The sequence below is a fragment of the Streptomyces sp. CB03234 genome, assembly GCF_001905885.1.
Classification (GTDB): Bacteria; Actinomycetota; Actinomycetes; order Streptomycetales; family Streptomycetaceae; genus Streptomyces.
In genome coordinates, this window is the sequence record NZ_LIYH01000008.1 from 12140 (window position 1) to 32381 (window position 20242).

Genomic DNA, 20242 nt, shown 5'->3' on the forward strand with positions numbered 1-20242 from the left:
CCGCGCGGCCGCGTCGATCGCGATTCCATCCCAGGGTGATCGCGTACGTCAAGGACGCTTCGGACCGAGCCGGGTGCGCACCTCGCCATGCGGAATCCACATCTTCATGCCTCTTTCCAGGGCCGTACGCCCCGGCGGGCAGAGCGCGGGATCTCGACAGCCTTGGCCGGCAGGCCTCTGCAGGGATGCCTGCTCAGGAGAGGGCGGTCGGTTTGCGAGGCGGCGGGACGGCCCGGAGCAGCTCCCACAGGGGACGCGAGCCGGACGCCCACACTCCGAGGGTGTGGCGGTCGACCACGTGCAGCCGCTGCTGCTTGGCGAAGACCACCGCCGGTGCGGTGACCCTGCCGTTGGTCACGATCACCGCGACATCGGCGCCGTGGACCTGGCGGGCGGTGCCGTTGAGCACCTGGAGATGCGGAGTGCCCACCGGGGAGCCGGCGAGCCCGTTGCGGCGGTGCTTGCATTGGATCACCCAGCGACGCCCGTAGGGGTCAGTGGCTTTCACGTCCGCGCCCAGATCTCCCCCGCCGCCCACCCGGGCCGCGTCCGTGCAGCCGTCACGGCGCATCAGGTCCCGTACCGCGTCTTCGAACCGGGTGTGGTGCAGGGCGTCCAGCTGGGACAGCCCGTAGCGCAGGCCCTGCGCGCGGACCGCTTCCCACCGCGCTCTCTGCTGCTTCTGGTAGAGCCGGCCGCCGCCGGCCAGCCCCGCGAGCGTGCCGGGGACGATCAGGACCCACCAGTGGGCCAGCAGCCAGTTGACGAGGGCCACCACCAGGCCGACGGCCAGGCCCACGGCCACGAGAAGGCCGATCAGCCGGTCATCTGCACGCTGTCGCCGCTTGCCCGGCCTTCGGGTGCGCCCCCGCGCCGGCGGGCGCCTGGTCGCCGGCACCCGTCCCTTGCGTGGGCGGGTGCTCATCGGCTGGCCTGGGTGACGCCGGTCGCGAGCTGCCCCAGAATGTTCGCGATTCCCTCGCCCACTCCAGTGGGAGCGATCAGGACACCCAACGCCAGGACGATGACGACGGTCAGCTTCTCGTCGACGCGGCTGCGGGCCTCCGTACGCCGCCGCAGCCGCAAGACGACGATGACTGCGAGCAGCACCGCCACGTTGATGGTCAGCAACCGTCCAGACCTCCCCCACGACCGGCCATCACCACCCGGGTGGCAGTGCGCCACCCGCGCCTTCTTATGTAGCCGCACCTCAGTGCTGTCGGGCGCCAGTTGCCGACGAATGGCACAAAGCAATCGCACTTGGCCGGATACCGCGCGGCGGATCAGTCGTGGACGTGCACGGCGACGTACAGGTCTCCCGGCACTCCGCCATTGCTGCCCTCGGGCCGCCGAGCGCTCGGACCCGGATCCGCTGTCCGTTCCTGATGCCCGCGTGAACGTGAAGCGCATCGGAATGATCGCGCCGTCTGCGACGGCGTCCGGGCGGGAGGCGCGCAGCGGCGCGGGCTGCTCCTTGAGGGTCTGGTCGACCAGGTGTCAGGAGGTGCCGGGCCCTGATGAGACCTCCGCCCAGTGGTGCAGCGGGACCTCCTCAGTCGTTCAGTAGCCCCCGATGTCCTGAACATGCTCGCAGTAGGTGCACTGGATGGCGCACGGATGGGATGCCAGGTGATCGACTACGACAGCGAGGCCCGGGACTACGACACTTCCCGAGGCGGCGAACCGCGAGCGCAGGCGTCGGCGGACGCCTTGGAGCAGTTGCTGCCGCAAGGTCCCTGTACGATCCTGGACATCGCGTGTGGCACGGGCATCGTGACCAGGCGAGCCGACGGCTCTCTGTGCTACCGGACCAGGACGCGCCGCGCCCGGGCCCGTTGTATCGCCTCATCGCCCTGAAGGCGTGACACTCCACCGCTTGCCGGGAGGGGAACTCTCCGGACGCGGACGCAGCCTTCGTCATCGCCGGGCACGGAGCCGGGCACGGAGCCGGGCCCGCCGGAGGCCACATGCACCCACCGCGCTGCCGGCGGTGGCCCGGGGGCCCGGGCCACCGGTGGTGGGCGAGCCGCAGGCCCAGCAGGCGGCACCGCCGACGCCCCGGCACGTGTTCCGTCATTCATGACAGCCCGGCCAGGCGGGCCCGATCACCTCGTGGCTACGAATCGGTGTCCACGTACAGCCCCCAGGCACCGCGGCTGGAGCTCCACGCGCAGTACCAGTAGCTGTAGGCGGAGTTGGCTCCATCGGCCTCGCACCGCGCCAGGCTGGAGTACCAGCCGACGCGGACGATGGCGGAGATGCTGATCGGTGCGGCTGCCGTCGTGTTGCTGTCGACAGGTGCGGGAGCGGCCTGCGCGGGAGCGGCCAGGCCGCCCAGCACAAGCGCGGACCCAAGGGCCGCACTACCAGCGAGGACATTGCGCATACGCATAACTCATCCTTCTCTCTCGACGGATGGACTCTCGCATCTCCACGGGCTGATGCCGGACATGCTTCGAAACCCGTGAACGCGTTCGATCGGCGCGGGCACAAGAGCACTGCCCGATCGCGGTCGATGTCCCGGATGCCGAGAGCGAGAGTTCCCGGCCTTGTCATTCCGCGCAGGGCTGTTGACGATGCGCGCACACCTCGAGCGTCAGGTTTCTGTAGTCCCGCGGCGGTATCGCGTAGGTGGCCCGGAACAGGCGGCTGAAGTGTGCCGGGTCGGTGAAACCCCATCGGGCGGCGATGGCCTGGACCGGGTGGGCGTGGAGGTGCGGGTTGGTCAGGTCGAGGCGGCAGCGTTCCAGGCGGCGGTGGCGTATCCAGGCCGCCGGCGATGTGTCGTCCTCGGCGAACATCTGCTGGAGGTGGCGCAGCGAGATGTGGTGGGCGTCGGCGATCATCTGGGGCGTCATGGCCGGATCGGCGAGGCGCTCTTCGACGAATGCGCTGATCCGGGCCCGTAGGGCGGTCCTGCGGGCCTCTGGGCTCAGCGCTGCCTCGGCCTCCAGGCACCGGGCGATGACGGATGCCAGGAGGTCCACGGTGACCGAGGCAAGAATGAGGATGTCGGCCGCGGTGAACTCGGTGGCGCGTGCGCCGATGTCGGCCAGCCAGCGGCCGAACACCGCGCCCATACCGCGGTGCCCGCTGATCGGGACAGCGACCAGGTGCTGCACCGTCTTCTCCGGCAGCGGCAGCAGCCCGCGAGGACACTGCACCGTCACATGCGACCAACTGTCCGGATGGGCGTGGACATCGCCGTGGAAGGGACGCCTGCTGTCCAGCACCATCAGGTCACCTGTGCGCAGCGCCGTGTCACCCCCGGCAGGGACATAGTGCCCCTTCCGCCGCGGAAGTAGTTGATCTGATACACCTCGGGATCGGACTGCCGTACCAGCTTCGCTGTCCGCACGACCTCCAGATACGGGTAGGCAAGCACGGAGACCTGTAACTCCCCAGGTCCAGGACACGCATCTTCGCGCGGAAGTCGTCCTGGTCGTTGCTGCGCAACCGATTGCGCATATGCGAACGGCTCGTCACCTCCTCCCACGGCCGAACCGCTCCGGCGCTGCCGCGACCTCCGTGCTGAACTCCGTCACCAGCATTCTCGGCCCCCGTATCCCATCCCCCGCGGCTACGCACGTGGCAGGGGTGACGTGCACGGTCCAGTAGCAATTCAGGCAACACCGCCCCACACTTCCTCGCAGGCGTCCCGCCAGGACGCATGGAGCTTCAGAAGCGGTCCCGAGGACAGGCGGTACCTGTCCGTCGACGCGTTCGGCGGCCGCGGGTACGTGCCGTTCGAGACCACCGGTCTCAACTCCGGCCGATGGACGGCGTCCAGGGACTACGACCTGCCTTCCGGTCCACGGCACGGCAGCGTGACGCCGGTCACCCGGGCGGGCCAGCCGCCCGGTCCCATGGCCGGAACCAGCTCCGTCGCGTGCTGGTCGAGGGTGACCACGCGTGAGGGGCTGCACCAGTTCGGTCTTCTCGCCGCAGCGCCCCGACCGGGCGCCTGACGCCCGGCGTGCCTTGTCACGCCGCTGCCGAGGCCCGTTCCCCATCCGGCCAACGTGACTGCTGTGGCAGTGATTGCCAGCAGCCTCTTTCCCACCCGACCGCCCACCCAAGCCCTCTTATTGCGACAATGTGGCAATAACTAAATCCTTGCAGAAGTTCACGCTCGTAGGCCAGAGTGAGGCCCAAGGGCCCCGCACGGGGGACCTCCCTACGGATTGAGGAGGTGCAACATGCAGTACTCCAACGAGGAGCTGGCTGAGGTCTTCGAGGTCGAGGAGATCGACGAGGAGACCGTGGTGAGCGTGGCCCACCACACCTGATCGGCCCTGCCGACATGAACGGGGCGCGGGGTGGCGGTCTCGTCCGGCCGAAACCGTTCCGGTCCGCGGGCTCCGCCCCGCGCCCATCACGTTTTTGAAACGGGAGAGTTGCACGTGCTCGCGATCAGCGACCAGGGAACGCCGGCACCGGCCAAGGGATACCTCCGCGGTACGCACCGCGTGGTGCCGCCCGAGGACACCTGGCAGCGGATCCGCCCGCAGCTCGCCCGGTACGGGGTGACCCGGGTCGCCGACGTGACCGGCCTCGACGACATCGGCATCCCGGTCTTCCAGGCCGTACGCCCGGCCTCGCGCACCGTGTCGCTCTCCCAGGGCAAGGGCCTCACGCCCGCCGCCGCGCGAGTCTCCGCCACCATGGAGGCCATCGAGCTCTGGCACGCCGAGAACCCACCGCCGGCGTCACGCACGTCCACCGCGCGGGCGCTGGACCTGCCGTATGAGCTCACCGCCCTCGATCTCGCCGAGGGCTCCCTGCTCCACGCCGACCTGCCCCTGCCCTGGCTGGCCGGCGAAGGGCTGCTCAGTGGGCAACCGACTCTGGTGCCGGAGCCCGCCGTACGCCTCGACCACACCTACCGCGCGGAGTGGGCACCGCCCCTCTTCCGCACCACCAGCAACGGCCTCGCCTCGGGCAACACCCTTGCCGAGGCGACCGCCCACGCCCTCGCCGAGCTGTGTGAGCGCGACGCGCTGGCCCGGCTGCGTGCCCGGCCCCGCTCCGACTGGCACCGCCTCGACCTCGGCTCCGTCCGCGACACGGACTGTCGCTTCCTCCTCGAGCAGTACGCCACGGCCCAGGTGTCCGTCGACGTGGTGGTGGCCGAACGCGACCCGGCCTGCTTCGAGGTACGCATCCGCTCCGAGGCCCACCCGGTGACCTACACCGGCGCCGGCTGCCACCTCGACCCGGCCATCGCCCTGACCCGGGCCCTGACCGAGGCCGCCCAGAGCCGCCTCACCGCCATCGCCGGAGCCCGCGACGACCTCCCGCCGGTCCTCTACCGTACGGCCGGCGACCGTCCCCTGGTCAGGGAGGACCTCGGAACCCGGACGACGCCATGGTGGGACGCGCCGGCAGGGGGCGACTTCGACGCCGACATCCGCGCTCTCGCCGGCTCCATCGCCGCCCGCACCGGAACCGAACCGATCCGCGTGGTCCTGCCGAGCCCGACCGGCATTCCCGTGGTCAAGGTGATCGCACCCGGCCTGGACTTCGACGACCGTACGAACGTCAGCTCCGGCGCCGGCCGGTACCGTTCCCCGGACGGAGACGCACGATGAGCACCACCCACGTGTACGCCGGACCCTCCCTGGACGCCGAGGCCGTCCGCGTACTGCTGCCGGACGCCGTGGTGCACCCGCCCGTCCGGCACGGGGACCTGACAGCCGGCCCGGCCGGTGCCGGGGACCGGGTGGTCATCCTGGACGGCCAGTTCTTCCAGTCCGCGTCGGTGCGCCACAAGGAGATCTGCGAGGTCATCGCCCGCGGCGCCGCCGTGTACGGGGCGGCCAGCATGGGCGCGCTGCGGGCCGCCGAGCTGGGGCCGTACGGCATGAGAGGCAGCGGCGTCGTCCACCGGCTCTACGCCACGGGGCTGATCGAACGCGACGACGAGGTGGCCCTCGTCCACACCGATGTCGGCGACGGCTCCCGGCCGCTGACCGTCGCGCTGGTCTCGGTCCGCGTCGCGCTGCGCCGGATGGTCCGCTCGCGTGTGATCGGCGCCGACGACGAGGCCCGGTTGCTGACCGCCGCCGACCACTTTCCCTTCACCGCACGCACCTGGCGGGGAATCCTCCACCAGGCAGACGGCGTGACCCGGGCGATCGCCGAGGCGGTCCGCGAGATCGTCGACGGCCCGCAGCACACCTGGGACATCAAGACCCAGGACGCCCGGGCTCTGCTGTCCCGCCTCGCGCGGACCCCGGTACCACCTCCACCCGCCACCACGGCAGCCCGCGTGCCGACGACCGTACACATGGAGAACTGGCGGCGCGCCGCCGACTCCGACCGCCTCGCCCTCCTCACGGCAGCGCAGATCTACGCGGACGACTACCCCCGTCTGCACCACCGGACGGTGCTCCAGCTTCTCACCGGCAAGCGCGACGAGGACATACACCTGTTGGAGCGCTACGCGGCCGACCTCGCCCGGCAGCGCGGGCTGCTGTCCGCCACCGGCCTTCGGCACTGGATCGGCACGGAGGAAGCGGCCGGCACCGACGAGCGCACCATCGCGCGAGCTCTGGTGCGTTCCTATCGCTGGTCATGCGGTTCGGCCCCGCTGCCGGCTCTCGCCGACGCCGTCCGCGCCACACCGGGCACAGCCCGCCTGTACGAGCTCATCGCCGAGGTCGACCGGCTGAACGCCCAGCTGACCGACCGTGGCTATCCCCTGCGGCGGGTCTCACGCGCCGCGCTGCACCGGCACTGCTGCCGCCACTGGAACACCGCCGCGCTCCTTCCCGCGCTCTACGACCGGGGCTTCACCGGCGTGGCGGACCTCGAAGACCGTGCCGTGCGCTTCGCCCCGCACCTGGGCCTGGCCGAACCGCCTCGGCTGCGGCTGCTGGACCGCTGAACCCGCCCGATACAGGAGTACGTGACATGGTGCTGGACCGCCTCGTCAGCGACACCGCCGAACTGCGCCGAGCCTGGGAGAGCACACCGCTCCACTCCCGTGGCCTGGGCGACTTCGACGACGTCTTCGGCCTGGCCCTCGCCGAGGACCTGATCGTGGGCCGCGGCCTGCGGATCCCCTACCTCCGGCTGCTGCGCGACGGCGGATACGTCCCCGCGTCCCGTTTCACCCACCGCACCGGGACAGGAGCCGGCCAGGCCGACGGAGTCGCCGACCCGCACGCCGTCCTCCGCGAAATGGAACGCGGGGCGACCGTGGTGTTGCGCGGCATGGTGCGCTACTGCCCCGAAGTCGCCTCCTTCTGTGAGCGGTTGTCGGCCGAACTGGGCCTTTCCACCTCGGCAGGCGCCTACCTCACCCCGCCGCACTCGCGCGGCGCGGGTCCGCACTACGACCCCATGTCCGTCCTGGTCCGCCAAGTGCACGGGGTCAAGCACTGGCGCCTCCAGGCGCCCCCGGTGCAGTGGCCGCGTACCCTTCCCGAGCCGGGGAAGCACTACGACACCCCGGTGATCGCCGAACTCGACCTGCGTCCGGGCGAGTCCCTCTACATCCCACGTGGCGTCGTCCACGACGCCTGGACCACCGACAGCGCTTCCGTCCACATCACCTTCAGCGGCGACACCCCGCCGATGTGGGCCGACGTCCTGCACGACCTCGTCGACCAGGCCGCCGCCATCACGCCCGCCCTGCGCGAGACCTTCCCCTGGCGCTTCGCCGACGCCCCGGACACCGTCTCCACCCGGGCCAAAGAATGTTTCGCGGCGTTGCGGGCCTTCCTCGACACCGTCGACACCGACGCACTGGCCACCCGCATCATCGACCGCCATGCCGCCCTCCCCGACCCGGCACCCCGTGGCCGGCTCGCAGCAGCCCTGGCCGGCACCCCGCTCAGCCAGGAGCCGCCCCGGTGACGTCGACCGCCACCCGCGACACCCGCTTCCCGCGCCTCCTCGCCGCCGCCACCCTGTCCAACCTGGGCGACGGGGTCCGTGTCGTCGCCCTGCCCCTGCTGGCCGCGGCCACCACCCGCGACCCGTTCGCCGTCAGCGCCCTGACGGCCTGCGCCTTCCTGCCCTGGTTCCTCTTCGGCCTGCCGATCGGCGCCCTCGTCGACCGCAGCCGGCCGGAGACCTTCATGGCCTGGGCGAACACGGCCCGCACCGTGATACTCGCCGGGCTCTCCCTCGCCCTGCTGGCCGACGTGCGCTCCATGCCCCTGCTGTACGTGCTGGCGTTCCTACTGGGCATCGGCGAGGCCGCGTACGACAACGCCGCCCAGTCCCTCGTACCCCGCATCGTGGCGGACGAGAAGCTGGAGAAGACCAACAGCGCCCTCATCACCGCCGAACGCGTCGGCCAGGACCTGGCCGGCCCGGCCCTCGGCGGTCTGCTCTTCGCCGCCTCGCCCGTCCTGCCCTTCGGCCTGAACGCCGCCGCCATGGCCCTCGGCGTACTCCTGCTCACCCGGATCCGCACCTTCCCGCCACCGTCCCCACCCCGTGGGCCTGTCGTCCGCACGGTGGTCACCGACGCGGCGGCCGGCATGCGCTGGCTGTGGCGAGCCCCCCTCATCCGCACGATCGTCCTGACCGGCTCGGCGCTCACGTTCTTCACCATGGCCTGGGAAGCCACCCTCGTTCTGCTGGCCCGCGGCCCCATGGGTGTGTCGGAGACCGGCTACGGCATCATGCTCGCGATCGGCGCGATCGGCGGTGTCGCCGGTTCCCTGCTCACGCCGGCCCTCGTACGCCGTTTCGAGCGCCGTCCCCTCCAGATCGCCGCGATCGCTGTCACCGCGGCGCTCGACCTCGCCCTCGCGATCCACCCCCACCCCGCCCTGGCCGCCCTCGCCTGGGGTGGTACCGGAGCCGCCTTCGCCGTCTGGAACGTCCTCTCCGTCACACTGCGCCAACGCCTCGTCCCGGCCGAGCTGCTGGGCCGCGTCAACAGTGCCAACCGAACCTTCTCCATGGCCGCCGTCCCCCTCGGTGCCCTCACGGGCGGCTTCGTCGCCGACACCCTCGGCCTTCGCGCGCCCCTCTGGCTGGCGGCCGCCGCCCTGACCGTCCTGGCCTTCGCGTACGCCGTCGCCACCCGGAACAGCGTCGTCAGCAAGCCCAATCCGGGCCCCGATGACAAGGCCGGGGAGCCGCGGTGATCCGCGTTCGGGCAGTGGGGCCCGAGCGGGTTCCGTATCGAGGGGCGCCTCGCCGATTGGAGCGGCATGGGCGACGGGGGGACTGCTGGTTGGAGGAGGGGGTCTGGAACTCTCCGGACCTCGACCCCGTCGGTGGCGATCGTGGGCAGCCGATGGCCGGGTGCGCCGAACTGTACCTGGTCGGCGGCCGCGCCCGGTGCCGGCCCGGCGCGCGGCGGCGAATGCGAGCCCGGATACCCGGCTTCGGCAGGAAATCTCCGGCCTCCGCTTGGCGAAGAGGCCGGGGATTTCCCTGTCCTTCGAAGTGCAATCAGCCTCGCGTGTTCCGGCGGGCTGGTGGAGGCGTCAGCAATTTCCCGACAGGTCGGCCCAGGAGTTGGACCGGGCCCAGGAGTTGAGCTTGCTCCAGGTGTTCGGTCCGACAACTCCGTCGATGGTGATGTTGGAGCAGTCCTGAAGCTTCCGCACGGCCGCACGGGTGTCGGAGCCGAAGTAGCCGTCCACCGTCAGGGTCGTGTTGTACAGCGACCAGTTCAGCTCGCACTGCACCTGCTTGACGGCCAGCTTGTAGGTGTTGGGCGCGTACGACAGGGTCGGCTCGCTGCTGGTGTACTCGCAGCGGTTGGGAATGATGGCCGCGGAGGCCGAGGGAGCGGTCGCCATGGAGGCGCCCGCGGCTATGGCTCCGGCGAAGAGCAGCGATGCCGCCCCACGCGCGATTCGCCGGTGGGAGGTGCTGGGTGAAGAAGACATGAATTCCCCGTTTCTGTTCGGTCGATGGTGAGCTGGAGCGGATCCGATCGTCGGCGCGATCACTGCCGCCGGCGGCCGAGATTCCAGACAGCGAGGATGCGGCTTTTCATGGTTCCGTGTGCCGTATGGAACTCGGACGGCTGAAGGCTGCCACACACGCACCCGGCACGCGTCAAACCAGCGCGGTAGACCCAGTGAGGTAGGCCGGTCGTCTGAATCCACCCAGCACGGTAGGTTTCGTAGCTCCGCTGCCGTCAGCACGGCGCGGCACGGTCACCGTCGCCGCGATGCGGCTGTGGATCCGCGGGCGTGCTGTCCGGCAGGTCAACCGAAGCCGGCGGCGTGTGCCGGTCTGGGCGGCCTGTTGGGTGACGGACGACGCTGCCGGACTGGGTGCCGGACTGCCTGTGCGGGCGGTCCGCGCGGGAGCCGATGGCCGGCGTCCCGAGCTCTCCCAGTCCGCACGTCCGCCTGCCTGGTGCAGAGCGTGTGGCGATGGTTCACGGGGCTGGGCTTGATTGCGTGGCTACGCAGGCGCACGGGGCGGTCGTTGTCGAAGCATCGCCTTCGGTGAATTCACGGCGGTCGTGAACGGAAACAAGACGGTGGAGCTGGAGCAGCGGCGGGTGGAGCTGCTGCGGCGGGAGGACGAGAGCGACGGTGCGCCGCCCCGCACCAGCATTGATCGCACCAAGGGCACGGCGTCCATCGTGTTGCCACAGGAAGCGGAGGGCCCGTGCGCTGAGGGAAACAGGCGCAGAACCGTCCGCGCTGGGGGCGTGCAAGCAGCTCACCGCGTGCCGGAACGAGCGCTCCTGGCGACGGGGGCCAGGGGGCCAGTCAGGTCGGGAGGCAGTTGAGGAAGCCCGCGACGAGCGGGGCGATGTCGGGCAGGTGGTCCTCCAGCGCGAAGTGGCCCGTGGGGAACAGGTGGAGTTCCGCTTCGGGTACGTCGCGCAGGTAGGCGCGGGCGCCGGGTTCGGGGAAGAAGGGGTCGCCGGTGCCCCAGGTGATGAGGGTGGGCGGGCGGTGCTCGCGCAGCCAGGCCTGCCAGTCGGGGTAGGCGGCGATGTTGCTCTTGTAGTCGTAGGCGAGGGCGAGCTGGGCCCGCTTGCGGCCGGGCTGGTCCAGGAAGTACTGGTCGAGCAACCAGCCCTCCGGTGCGACCAGCGTGGGGTCGGCGGTTCCGCCCTCGTACTGGGCGCGGGTGGCGGCGAGGGTGAACAGGCCCAGGATGGTCTGCTCGGCGCCGGGTGTGTCGGGGGTGAGCGCGGTGAAGTCGCGGGCGGCGTCGGACAGTCCCTCGGCGTACGCGTTGCCGTTCTGTACGACGAGTCCGGTCACCCGCTCGGGGTGGCGGAGTGCCAGGCGGAAGCCGACCGGGGCGCCGAAGTCGAAGAGGTACATGGCGTACCGGGTCAGCCCGAGTTGCTCGGTGAAGCCCTCGACGATGTCAGTCAGGCGCTCGAAGGAGTAGGTGAAGCCGTCAAGGGTGCGGGTGTGCCCGAAGCCCGGGTAGTCGGGGGCGATCAGCCGGTAGTGCCGGCCGAGGGTGTCGATCAGCCGCCGGAACTGGTGCGAGGCGGAGGGGAAACCGTGCAGGAGCAGGAGGACCGGGGCGTCGGCGCGCTCGGGCAGCGACTCCCGGTAGAACACCTCCACGCCGGCGACCTCGACGAAGCGGTGGGTGGAGCGGGCCGGCACCGGTATGCGGGGAAGGGCTGCGGGAGCGGTCATTTCACATGCCTCCATGATGTGTTTACGCATTAGGTATAGGCGTGCGCACGCTAATGTGTCAACCGACTCCTGTACCGTTAGCCATATGCGTGACAGTGAACCGCTCACCGGTGAGCCCCTGGCCCTGGACCTCGTGAACACGCGCCCCGCGACCGCCGGAGGCCGTACCGACCTGCTCGACACGCCGGAGCGCCTGGCGGCATGGCTGGCGCTGGAGGAGGCACGGATGGGCCCGGAGACGGGCGGCGACGTACCGACGGAGGCCGACCTCGCGGCCATCCACGCCGTGCGGGCCCACACCGAGAGGGCGGTGCACGCCTTGCTGCGCGGGCAGGAGCCCCCTGCCGCCGCGCTGCGCGGCCTCACCGATGCCCAGCGCGTCGCGCCCGCCGTCCGCGAACTGACGTGGGACGGCGGCAGGGTCACGCCCACGGTCCGGCGCACCGGCCCGCTCGGAATCCGCCTCGCCGCCCTGCTGGCCGAGGCCGCCGCCGACCTGCTCACCGACCCCGCCATCGGCAGGCTCAGAGAGTGCGAAGCGGACGACTGCGTGATGCTCTTCCTGCCCGCCAACCCTCGTCGCCGCTGGTGCTCCGCCGCCCGCTGCGGCAACCGCGCCCGCGTCGCACGCTATTACCAGCGCCACAAGCAGGCGGCCGGCCGGGAGCAGTAGGCCCGGGGCCGCCCGCCGGGCCGCGCGCTCGCCAGCAGGGCTCACGGCCCGTACGCGAAGGCACGGGGCAGGATGTGCACATGGCCAAGGACAAGAGCACATTCCTGCTGCCGCGGGGGGCGACAGGGTTCCTTCGGCCGAAGGACGGTCCCCTTCCCGATACCGACCTGCGGGCATTCCGTACCGCGCTGTACGCAGTCGCCCGTACCACCGGAGGCAGGGTGGGCGAGGTGGAGGAACAGGCGTACCCCCGCACATTCCACAGTGCGTCCGTCCACGACGGCACGGACGAGAACATCATCCTGTGCCACGCCCATTACCCCTGGGTCGCGTTCGCCACGGAACGCCGCGACTGGTACGACGAGGAGTTCGCAGCACCGCCACCCTGGGCCCAGACCTTCACCGACGAGGGTTTTCTGGTCTTCGCCCGTGAACGGCTCACCACACCACTCTCCGGGGTGGACACTTCAGTGCTCACTCAGGGCGAATGGCGCCAGGTTCGCTCCTACGGCATCACCACTCTGGGCGGACTGCTCTTCAACGCATGGGATTGAGGGAGAGCAGGTGGTCACCTCGCCGGACCCGCCCGCGAAGCGCCGGGCGTCGTGCGCGCCCTGCTCACCGCCTGGCAGGAGAACGACGCCGCCGCGCACCACGTCCTGGCGCGTACCTCAACCGGATGGGCACCGCCGCGTCACCGGCTCTGCCCCGCATCCGCGCGGGACTCGCCCTGCTCCTCCGCAGTGGCCGCGCCGGAAGCCCCGAGAACGGCGGGGGTACGCAGCCGCTCCACGCTCCGGCGCCATGGCCGGCGCGGTACTGATCGCCCGCAGCGTGTGCGCGCCGGCGTCTCGCCCTTCCACTCGCCCTTCCACTCGGACAGCGTGGCCCTGCCACATCGGCGCCATACCGACGGTGAGATCCGCGCACGCTGCCCGCCGGTGGTGATCAGCGCGTTGACCGGCGCCAGGGGGTCACCGGCCATCGTTTTGGCCAGCACAACGGCGGCGGCCAGCGGCAGCAACGTCGCGGCGAGGGCCGCGCCGGTGTTGGCGACGTGCCGCATGTTCACCCGCCGGGATGCGTCAGAGATCATGCTGCTCATTCCAGCAGCGGCACGGCCGGGCCACATCCGGTGGCGTACTCAGTGTTCCTCCTCCCGTACTCAGCCGCCGAGAAACCCGTCCGGCCATCGCCGTCTCCCGATCGGTCGGACGGTTCCTGGCAGCCGAAGACCGGTCCCTGCGCCCTGGGGAGGGGGTCGGCGAGCACGACCGCGTCATCGCAGTTCCCGCGTCCGCTGGCATCAGGGTGCGGCGTTGCCGACGAGCGCCGCCAACTCGCCGGCCGACTCGGAGGTCAGGCGGTAGAACCCCTGGAGGCTGATCGAGCGCTCGAGGCGGCCATCTGCCGTCACGTACTTCAGACCGCGGGTGTGGCCTCTCCGGTTGCGCCAGGTGAGTGTGGCCAGCAGATCGCCCGGGACGGGCACATCGAAGCGTACGGGCGTCGCGTCCACGTGCACCGCCGCGGCACCGCAGCCGTCGGCACCGAGCATCGACCAGTCGCCGTGCCCGGGGAACGCCGGGTCCTGCCACGTCGCCGGTGTGTTGCCGCAGCACTGGCGCCGCTCCATGTCGGTGACCCGCATCCGGCTCACCACGTAGACGACGCATCGGTTGACATGCAGCGCGTACACCTCGTCCCCCACCCGGGCGCCCGACCAGGCGGGCAGGGAGGAATGCACGCCACTGAAGGCAACAGGCGGCCGCTCGCCCACGCGACCCGCCTTGCGCAGGGCACGGCATGTGTCATGGGTCCACAGGACAGTGAAGGCATCAGGCATGCCGTAACCCTACGAACGAGGACTGACAACCACCGTTGGACCGGGTCATGGAGGAACCGGCTGGGTGGGCCTGCCCCACCTTGCTCCCGCGCCGGCGGAGGTGCCGGTATCCGGCGGGTCGTGTCGGTCCCGGGGGTGCCTGGCGGAGAGTGTCAGGAGGGTGGGGACGGTGATTTCGCTCCTGATGTGTCGGGTGCGTCCGGCCACGCGGCCATCGCCGCGTCGACGATGCGATCCAGTGTCTCCCGCCCCGCCCCGTCGCAGGCCTGCTGGTTCATCCCCTGGATGACGGCCGCGTAGAAGGCCGCCAGCCCGTCAGCGTCGATGTCGGCGGGAAGTCGCCCGGCGTCGATGTCGGTGCGGATGCAGGCGGCGATCGAGGCCTTCGTGTCCTCGCGCATGGCGCGCAGCTTGTCCTTCACGTCCTGCGAGCCAGGGGTGCAGTTGGTCGCCCCCGTGATGATGAGGCAGCCCGGCGGGTGGCTCGCGTCGGCGTAGTCGGCGGCGAGGTGCCGCAGCATGGCGGCGATGGCCGAATAGGCGTCCGGACCCTGCGGCGGGGGAGCTCCGTACGTGTGCACGTACAGCTGGACGGCCTCGTCGAACAGCTGCCGCTTGTCGCCGAAGGCGGCGTACAGGCTCGGCGGGTTGATCCCCATCGCCTTGGTGAGCGAGGCAACCGACGTCGCATCGAAACCGTGCGTCCAGAACTCCCGCAGCGCGGCGGCCAGGGCCTGATCGCGGTCGAAGGAGCGCCGGCTCCGCCTGGGCGCGGCCTTGGCCGCGGCGCTTCTGCTGCTCATGGCCGCAGTCTATCGCCAACCGTAGCGATCGCTAAAGAAGTACTGCTACGGTCGTCGACATCGCACAGCTTTAGCGTTCGCTAAAGCTGAGGCGAGCCGACCATCATGCCGCGAAAGGGAAGCTCTGATGACCACGCCGACACCTGTCGCCTTCGCCCGCACCGTCCGCGGAAGCGGCCCCGGCCTCCTTCTCGCCCACGGGGCGGGCGGCGGCATCGAGGCCAACTACGGACCGATCATGGAAGGGCTCGCCGCGAGGCACACCGTTGTCGGGGTGGACTACCCCGGCAGCGGCGCGACCCCGAAGAACCAGGGGGACCTTGACGTCGACGAGCTGGCGGAGCAGCTTGTTGCAGCGGCCGACGCCGAGGGGCTCGACACCTTCGCTGTCAGCGGATACTCACTCGGCGGGCCTGTCGCGATCCGCCTCGCCGCGCGTCACCCGGAACGCGTCACCTCACTCCTCCTGAGCGCGACGTTCGCGCACGCCGACACCCGCACCGACCTCGCCGCCTCCATCTGGCACCAGCTGTTCGAAGCCGGCCGGCACGACGTGCTCGCCGAATACCTGAACCTGATGGCACTGGGCGAACCGGCTCTCAACGCCATGACCCCCGCCCAGGTTTCCGGTGCCGCCGGGCAGCTCGCGTCCGCCCTGCCCGCCGGCACCGCAGAGCAGGTCGACCTGGTCCGAAGGGTCGACGTCCGCGGCGACCTTGCCGACATCCACGTACCGGCACTCGTCGTCGTCACCACCGCCGACCCGCTCATATCCCCGGCCCTTCAGCGGGAACTCGCGGCCGCCATCCCCACCGCCGAGGTCGCTGAACTCCCGGCCGGACACCTGCCGTTCACCGAATGCCCTGAGCAGTGGCTCAAGCTCATCACCGACTTCCTCGCACGGCACTGAATATGCCTCACCGGTCCGGCGCTCGGCCTCCGGTGACCACGGGGCGAGCCGGCGTCACCCCGGCGCCCGTTGCGGCGGACCGGTGAGACATGTTGGGGGGCCGGCGCGGCAACGTTCCTCGGCATTCACGCCGGCCACGCCGGCTTCGCCACCCCGGCTGGAGCGCTTGCCCCCCCGTACTCAGGGAGTCCGGGGCTGGGCACGTCGCCATTCTCCGGAATGGCCAGGTGGGAGCGCCAGGTCACGTCGGACGGCCACGTAGTAGCCCTCACGTGCGGCGCGTTGGCGCTTGAGCAAGGTCGACCAGGTTTCCGGGCAATGAGTCCGGTCTCGCAGGAACCCTTCCATCTCCATCACCACGACGACCCACTCGCGGGCTTTCTCCACGACGTCCGGGGTGCCGAGCATCAACAGTGCCTCCCCGGCTGGATCCCGGGCATCAGTGGCATCGGCCAGGTGCGGCGCCGCTTCCTCGGGTGACAGGGGATGCGGGTGCGGATCGTTGCCGAGGTGCGCCGCGACCCGGTATGCCAGGGTGACACTCTTCTTCAGCGACCTGGCGTAGTCGGCGTACGCCGTCATCCGCCGCTCTTCCCATTGGGCCGCCTGCTCGCGACGGAAGCGGGCTTGATCGCCGCGCGTGCTCGCCAAGTACGAGCCCAGGGCACCGATCACCACGCCGATCAGGGCAGGGAGTTGTTGTATGAACGCTGACATGGCCGCACGGTATATCGCCAGGACAGGCGCGACTTGATGGCATCTCAATCGGTGAACGCGATGCATGGAGCTTTGCCGGCCGTCAGCGGCGGGGGTCTCGGCGGGACCGGAACGGCGGGACGCCATGGGCACATGGCTCAAGGCATCGCCAAAGGAAACGACGTCTTAAGGCGGTTGATCGCCCGTCCGACGGCAAGCGGTAGTCACGTGATCGGCCGGACAGGTCCTACGCTGTCCGCACGAATACCGGCGTCAAGGAGTAGAGCAGTGCGGATAGAGCGTCATCAGGTAAGCGAGGCAGTCGTATCGGCGGCGCGCGAGGACTTCGCGAACCGGATCGGGGGACACGTCCGGTCCATGTCGAAGGCCGGCCGGATGGCCACCTACGAATGGCAGTCGGTCGCCGACGAGTTCCTCGATTACCTGGGTGCCCTCTCCGTCGAGACGCCGAGCCTCGACACCCCGGAGGCCAAGGCCGCTCTCAAGGACGCGACCGAGGCTGCGGCCGGCGCCGTCTGCTTTTCGGCGTACTACCCGCACTGCACCTTCCAGGTCTTCCTCGACTACGTGAACTTCGGCATGAGCTATGACCCGAGCGACGAGGCCGGCGCCGGGGCCGAGGAAAGCGTGACCCCTGGGGAGTGGATCGACGCGTTCTGCCTCGCGATCCTCAGAGGCAAGGCCAAGTGGCACGGTGAGGCCTTCCACTTCGCTCGCGAGAAGTTCGCTGGGGAGGCACAGGGAAGCCCCGCCGGCGAGCTCGTCACGGGCTTCACGGCTCACGTCCTGGACGACACCGGAAACGACGAGGACTACCCGCCGAGCGCGCAGGCGAAGCTCGCCGCCATCGACGCCGCGCTGGCCCGGATCCGCAGCCGGGCCGAGGAGACCGGCGAAGGCCTCCTCGACCGGCCGGAGAGCGTGGCGCTGAGGGCACTGCGCGCCGTGGCCGCCGAGGACCGGGAGGCCTTCGACTCCGGTCTGGCCGCCCTCCTGGTCGCACACGCCACCGTTCACGGCCCCACTGCCTCGCCGAGCAGTCTCCTCCCTCTCCTGCCGCTCGGCCTGGCCGCGCTCGCGTACCGGACCCTGGGCTGGGCGCCGGCCCTCCACACCGACTACCTCCCACACGCTCTGGTCACCGGTTTCGAGGACCGCGGCCCGCGGGTGGGGGGTTTTGGCCGCGACCGCCGCCCTGACGCGGTCGCCGCGCTGGCCGCAGGTCCGCTGGTGGTCGAGCGGCCGGCATACGAGCGGACGGTCAACGCGGAGAGCGAGGCCCTGTTCGACCAGTCCACCCGGGATGCCTTCACCACGGACGAAGGAGAACCCCTCGCCGTATGGCGGCTCGGGAGCGCCATGCGTGATCAGGAGCTCCTCTTCAAGTGGCGCGCTGGGGACTCCGCCGATGTCACGGACGCCCAGCTCGCGAACCTGCGGCTGGCCTCCCAGCTGGGGGCGGCCCTGTTCCGCATCGCCCTGGCAGAGCCGGGCACCGAGGTGGAGGTGACCGTTGACGGCCAGAACCTGCGCTACCCGGCTGCGCGGGGAGAGGAGGCGAGCGCCGGCAACTGGGAGAACGCCACTGCCTTCGCCCTGATCACCGGCGTTCGCGAGAACCTCGCCCCCCTGGTCCTCGCCGGACCTGCGGTTGCCGGCAAGGACGGCTCCGCCTTCGCCGCGTTCCGGGAGGCTCTTCACGCCTATCTGAGGGGGGCGGATCCCGAGTCGGCGACGGAGCGGGCACTGCGGGAAGTCGAGAAGGCCAAGGACTGGGGCTTCTTCCCGCCGCCGGCCGTACTGCTGTCGCAGCTCGTGGAGGGCGACGAGGAGAGCTTCAACCTGGCTTTGGCCGATGCCCTCGAAGCCCACCGTGATCACTACCGGGTCGCCGACCGCGCCGACGATCCCGACGCCACGATCGACCTCAACGTCCTCGCCCTGGCCTGCCACGCCCGCCGCCGGGGCTGGGACATCCGGGTCGAGTCCCCCTACCTGCCTCAGCGGCTCCTCAAGGCCGCCGAACCGGTCTAGGCCCCCGGCCATACGTCCGGCCGGGACCCGGGCGGCACGCCTACGGCGCTCACTCGGGCCGGGCGGTCGCGCGGCTGTCCGCGTACCGCACACCGGTGCGGCGTCGTCGCCACGGGAGCATGCGCATCGACGAGCAGCGCGTCGCAGACCCGGGCCGGCGCCGTGGAGACCATTCGCGCGGTCATGGAGGGCCTCCGGCAGCCGGTGGGCCACCTCCGGCACCACCCCGGTGTGACGCACCCAAGCGGGGCCGGGGTGAGGGCACGGGTGTACGCGGACATCCGGCGCCCCGGCTCCACTGACTGGGCTGCGTCTCACGGTCCGTTACCCTCCTGCATGGCCGACGGAGTTGATCCGCTGCCCGGAGAGGGTCGGCCCTGAAATCATTTCGCCCGTCCTCGGCTCGTCCGGTACGGTTCGCGGGATTGTTTGCACTGCTGGGATCCCATGAGGTTCGCGTGTGGCCTCCCCGGCAGTTTCCAGGCTGAGAGCAGGTTTCGTCATGGCATGTCGTATCAGTGAGCTCGTGCTCGGTTGCCGCGATCCCGAGCTGCTGGCGCGGTTCTGGTGTGAGGTCCTGGACTTCGTCGTGCTCGACCGCGAGGACGACGGCACGCTGGAGATCGGGCCGCGCGAAGGGTTCGGCGGTCCGCAGCCGACGATCATCCTCAGTTACAGGGATGAGCCTGAGAAGGGGAAATCCCGGCTGCACATCGACGTCAACCCCACCGACCGCGATCAGGACGCCGAGCTCGAACGCCTGCTGAAGCTCGGTGCCCGCCCTGCCGACATCGGCCAGACAGGGGATGAGCAGTGGCATGTCCTGACCGACCCCGAAGGCAATGAGTTCTGCCTGCTCAAGTCCCGCCTCAACCCACTCTGATGCTCAGCGGTCCTGCCTCGAAGTAAGTGAGGTCTCCGGTAGCGGGTTCATCGACCAAGAACTGTCGACGGTGTCCGCCGCTTCTAGAGTGATCCGTATGCCGATACCCGTACACGCCCTCGCTCACCGGCCGTTGACCGCTGCGGCCGTCGCCGAGCTCATCGCCCTGCCGACCGCACCGCGGATCCCCGATGACGGTGACGCGATCGATGCCGAGTTGCGGCGACGCGGATGGAGCTGGGAGCACGAACTGGTCTGTGACTCCTTCCGTACGGGATACGGACACGTACTGTGCAGTGACGGCCGCAGCTCGTTCGGCCACCCCGATGCCCGGCACTTCCTGGTCTTCGGCGAGCTGTACCCCGTCGACCCGTTCGACGAGGACATGGCAAATGGGCCGTGGCTGTACGGCCTCATGGACGACTGGCAGCAGCAGCCGGGATGGAGTGGCCGCAGACCATGCACCGTCCACGACTGCGAGGCCGTGCTCGCTCAAGCAGCACAGGCGGTGACCGACCACCTCGGCACTGCCCCGGAGCGGACGGTTCTGTCGTCCACCGCCCTGGTCACCGGGCCCGCGCTGACGCACCGCGTCTGGCGCACCCCCACCCATGCCCTGGTGCTCGGACCCGCGGCCGACAACGGCCCCTACGGCTACCTCACCCACCTGCAGCTGTCCTGCACCCCACTCACCTGCGGCCCTGAGCTGCCCCCCGAGGACAACGAAGACGGCCTGGCCGCCTGGATCACCGCGCACGTCGACTGGTGACCTCTGA

The 20242-nt window shown here is 70.4% G+C and carries 21 protein-coding genes and 1 pseudogene; 12 read left to right on the forward strand and 10 right to left on the reverse strand.

Annotated elements, in window-relative coordinates; translation table 11 throughout:
* Nucleotides 1-193: 193 nt before the first annotated feature.
* Together AMK26_RS30815 and AMK26_RS30820 are read right to left on the reverse strand one after the other, a co-directional pair.
* A complete protein-coding gene (locus AMK26_RS30815) occupies nt 194-925 on the reverse strand; it encodes a restriction endonuclease (protein ID WP_073758729.1) in 732 nt (243 codons plus the stop codon).
* Nucleotides 922-1131 carry a hypothetical protein gene (locus AMK26_RS30820; protein WP_073758731.1) on the reverse strand — a complete coding sequence of 70 codons (210 nt, stop codon included), beginning with the start codon at nt 1129-1131 and terminating at the stop codon, nt 922-924. The genes AMK26_RS30815 and AMK26_RS30820 overlap by 4 nt, the downstream gene beginning before the upstream one ends.
* Nucleotides 1132-1629: 498 nt before the next feature.
* Here AMK26_RS30820 and AMK26_RS38145 point away from each other — a divergent pair.
* A pseudogene (locus AMK26_RS38145) lies at nt 1630-1785 on the forward strand (class I SAM-dependent methyltransferase); the annotation flags it as partial.
* Between the two features lie 331 nt (nt 1786-2116).
* On the opposite strand, the gene AMK26_RS30830 reads toward AMK26_RS38145, so the two are convergent.
* Entirely contained in the window at nt 2117-2392 is a 276-nt protein-coding gene (locus tag AMK26_RS30830) for a hypothetical protein (RefSeq protein ID WP_143608669.1), read from the reverse strand.
* A 160-nt stretch (nt 2393-2552) separates the two neighbouring features.
* Complete coding sequence (locus AMK26_RS30835) at nt 2553-3236, reverse strand: helix-turn-helix domain-containing protein (RefSeq protein ID WP_241838136.1); 684 nt, start codon at nt 3234-3236, stop codon at nt 2553-2555.
* Between the two features lie 1167 nt (nt 3237-4403).
* Here AMK26_RS30835 and AMK26_RS30845 point away from each other — a divergent pair.
* From AMK26_RS30845 to AMK26_RS30860, 4 genes are read left to right on the forward strand one after another with little or no spacing between them, the layout of a single operon-like run.
* The gene (locus AMK26_RS30845) at nt 4404-5591 is read left to right on the forward strand and encodes a YcaO-like family protein (RefSeq protein WP_073758737.1); all 1188 of its coding nucleotides are present in this window, start codon (nt 4404-4406) and stop codon (nt 5589-5591) included.
* Nucleotides 5588-6889, forward strand: a complete 1302-nt coding sequence (locus AMK26_RS30850; RefSeq protein WP_073758739.1) for a TfuA-like protein — start codon at nt 5588-5590, stop codon at nt 6887-6889. The genes AMK26_RS30845 and AMK26_RS30850 overlap by 4 nt, the downstream gene beginning before the upstream one ends.
* Nucleotides 6890-6915: 26 nt before the next feature.
* Entirely contained in the window at nt 6916-7863 is a 948-nt protein-coding gene (locus AMK26_RS30855; RefSeq protein WP_073758741.1) for a JmjC domain-containing protein, read from the forward strand.
* On the forward strand, nt 7860-9110 hold the full coding sequence (locus AMK26_RS30860) for an MFS transporter (protein WP_073758743.1): 1251 nt from the start codon (nt 7860-7862) through the stop codon (nt 9108-9110). The genes AMK26_RS30855 and AMK26_RS30860 overlap by 4 nt, the downstream gene beginning before the upstream one ends.
* Before the next feature lie 345 nt (nt 9111-9455).
* Here the strand turns inward: AMK26_RS30860 and AMK26_RS30865 are convergent, their stop codons facing one another.
* Complete coding sequence (locus tag AMK26_RS30865; protein ID WP_073758745.1) at nt 9456-9863, reverse strand: peptidoglycan-binding domain-containing protein; 408 nt, start codon at nt 9861-9863, stop codon at nt 9456-9458.
* A gap of 587 nt (nt 9864-10450) precedes the next feature.
* Between AMK26_RS30865 and AMK26_RS38765 the strand changes: the two genes are divergently transcribed.
* The gene (locus AMK26_RS38765; RefSeq protein ID WP_443333198.1) at nt 10451-10723 is read left to right on the forward strand and encodes a DUF6191 domain-containing protein; all 273 of its coding nucleotides are present in this window, start codon (nt 10451-10453) and stop codon (nt 10721-10723) included.
* Here the strand turns inward: AMK26_RS38765 and AMK26_RS30870 are convergent.
* Nucleotides 10704-11600, reverse strand: a complete 897-nt coding sequence (locus tag AMK26_RS30870) for an alpha/beta fold hydrolase (protein ID WP_073758747.1) — start codon at nt 11598-11600, stop codon at nt 10704-10706. The two genes, AMK26_RS38765 and AMK26_RS30870, sit on opposite strands and share 20 nt — an antisense overlap.
* Nucleotides 11601-11685: 85 nt before the next feature.
* Between AMK26_RS30870 and AMK26_RS30875 the strand changes: the two genes are divergently transcribed.
* Complete coding sequence (locus AMK26_RS30875) at nt 11686-12273, forward strand: CGNR zinc finger domain-containing protein (protein WP_073758749.1); 588 nt, start codon at nt 11686-11688, stop codon at nt 12271-12273.
* Between the two features lie 80 nt (nt 12274-12353).
* Nucleotides 12354-12827, forward strand: a complete 474-nt coding sequence (locus AMK26_RS30880; RefSeq protein ID WP_073758751.1) for a hypothetical protein — start codon at nt 12354-12356, stop codon at nt 12825-12827.
* A 140-nt stretch (nt 12828-12967) separates the two neighbouring features.
* Here the strand turns inward: AMK26_RS30880 and AMK26_RS38150 are convergent, their stop codons facing one another.
* The 3 genes from AMK26_RS38150 to AMK26_RS30895 form a co-directional block, all read right to left on the reverse strand.
* The gene (locus tag AMK26_RS38150) at nt 12968-13369 is read right to left on the reverse strand and encodes a hypothetical protein (protein WP_241838138.1); all 402 of its coding nucleotides are present in this window, start codon (nt 13367-13369) and stop codon (nt 12968-12970) included.
* 210 nt (nt 13370-13579) lie between these two features.
* Nucleotides 13580-14020, reverse strand: coding sequence for a hypothetical protein (locus AMK26_RS30890; protein WP_241838139.1), 441 nt, complete (start codon nt 14018-14020; stop codon nt 13580-13582).
* A 251-nt stretch (nt 14021-14271) separates the two neighbouring features.
* Nucleotides 14272-14922 (reverse strand): TetR/AcrR family transcriptional regulator, encoded by a 651-nt coding sequence (locus AMK26_RS30895; protein WP_073758757.1) that lies wholly within the window; start codon nt 14920-14922, stop codon nt 14272-14274.
* Between the two features lie 127 nt (nt 14923-15049).
* On the opposite strand from AMK26_RS30895, the gene AMK26_RS30900 reads away from it, so the two are divergent.
* The gene (locus AMK26_RS30900) at nt 15050-15832 is read left to right on the forward strand and encodes an alpha/beta fold hydrolase (RefSeq protein WP_073758759.1); all 783 of its coding nucleotides are present in this window, start codon (nt 15050-15052) and stop codon (nt 15830-15832) included.
* Nucleotides 15833-16012: 180 nt separating this feature from the next.
* Here AMK26_RS30900 and AMK26_RS30905 read toward each other — a convergent pair whose 3' ends face one another.
* Complete coding sequence (locus AMK26_RS30905; protein ID WP_073758761.1) at nt 16013-16549, reverse strand: hypothetical protein; 537 nt, start codon at nt 16547-16549, stop codon at nt 16013-16015.
* 375 nt (nt 16550-16924) lie between these two features.
* Here AMK26_RS30905 and AMK26_RS30910 point away from each other — a divergent pair, with 375 nt between their 5' ends.
* The 3 genes from AMK26_RS30910 to AMK26_RS38155 all read left to right on the forward strand — a co-directional run bounded on the left by AMK26_RS30910 (nt 16925) and on the right by AMK26_RS38155 (nt 20235).
* A complete protein-coding gene (locus AMK26_RS30910; RefSeq protein WP_241838141.1) occupies nt 16925-18583 on the forward strand; it encodes an immunity 49 family protein in 1659 nt (552 codons plus the stop codon).
* A 502-nt stretch (nt 18584-19085) separates the two neighbouring features.
* Nucleotides 19086-19466, forward strand: a complete 381-nt coding sequence (locus AMK26_RS30915; protein ID WP_073758765.1) for a VOC family protein — start codon at nt 19086-19088, stop codon at nt 19464-19466.
* Between the two features lie 97 nt (nt 19467-19563).
* Nucleotides 19564-20235 (forward strand): hypothetical protein, encoded by a 672-nt coding sequence (locus tag AMK26_RS38155; protein ID WP_241838142.1) that lies wholly within the window; start codon nt 19564-19566, stop codon nt 20233-20235.
* Nucleotides 20236-20242 lie beyond the last annotated feature (7 nt).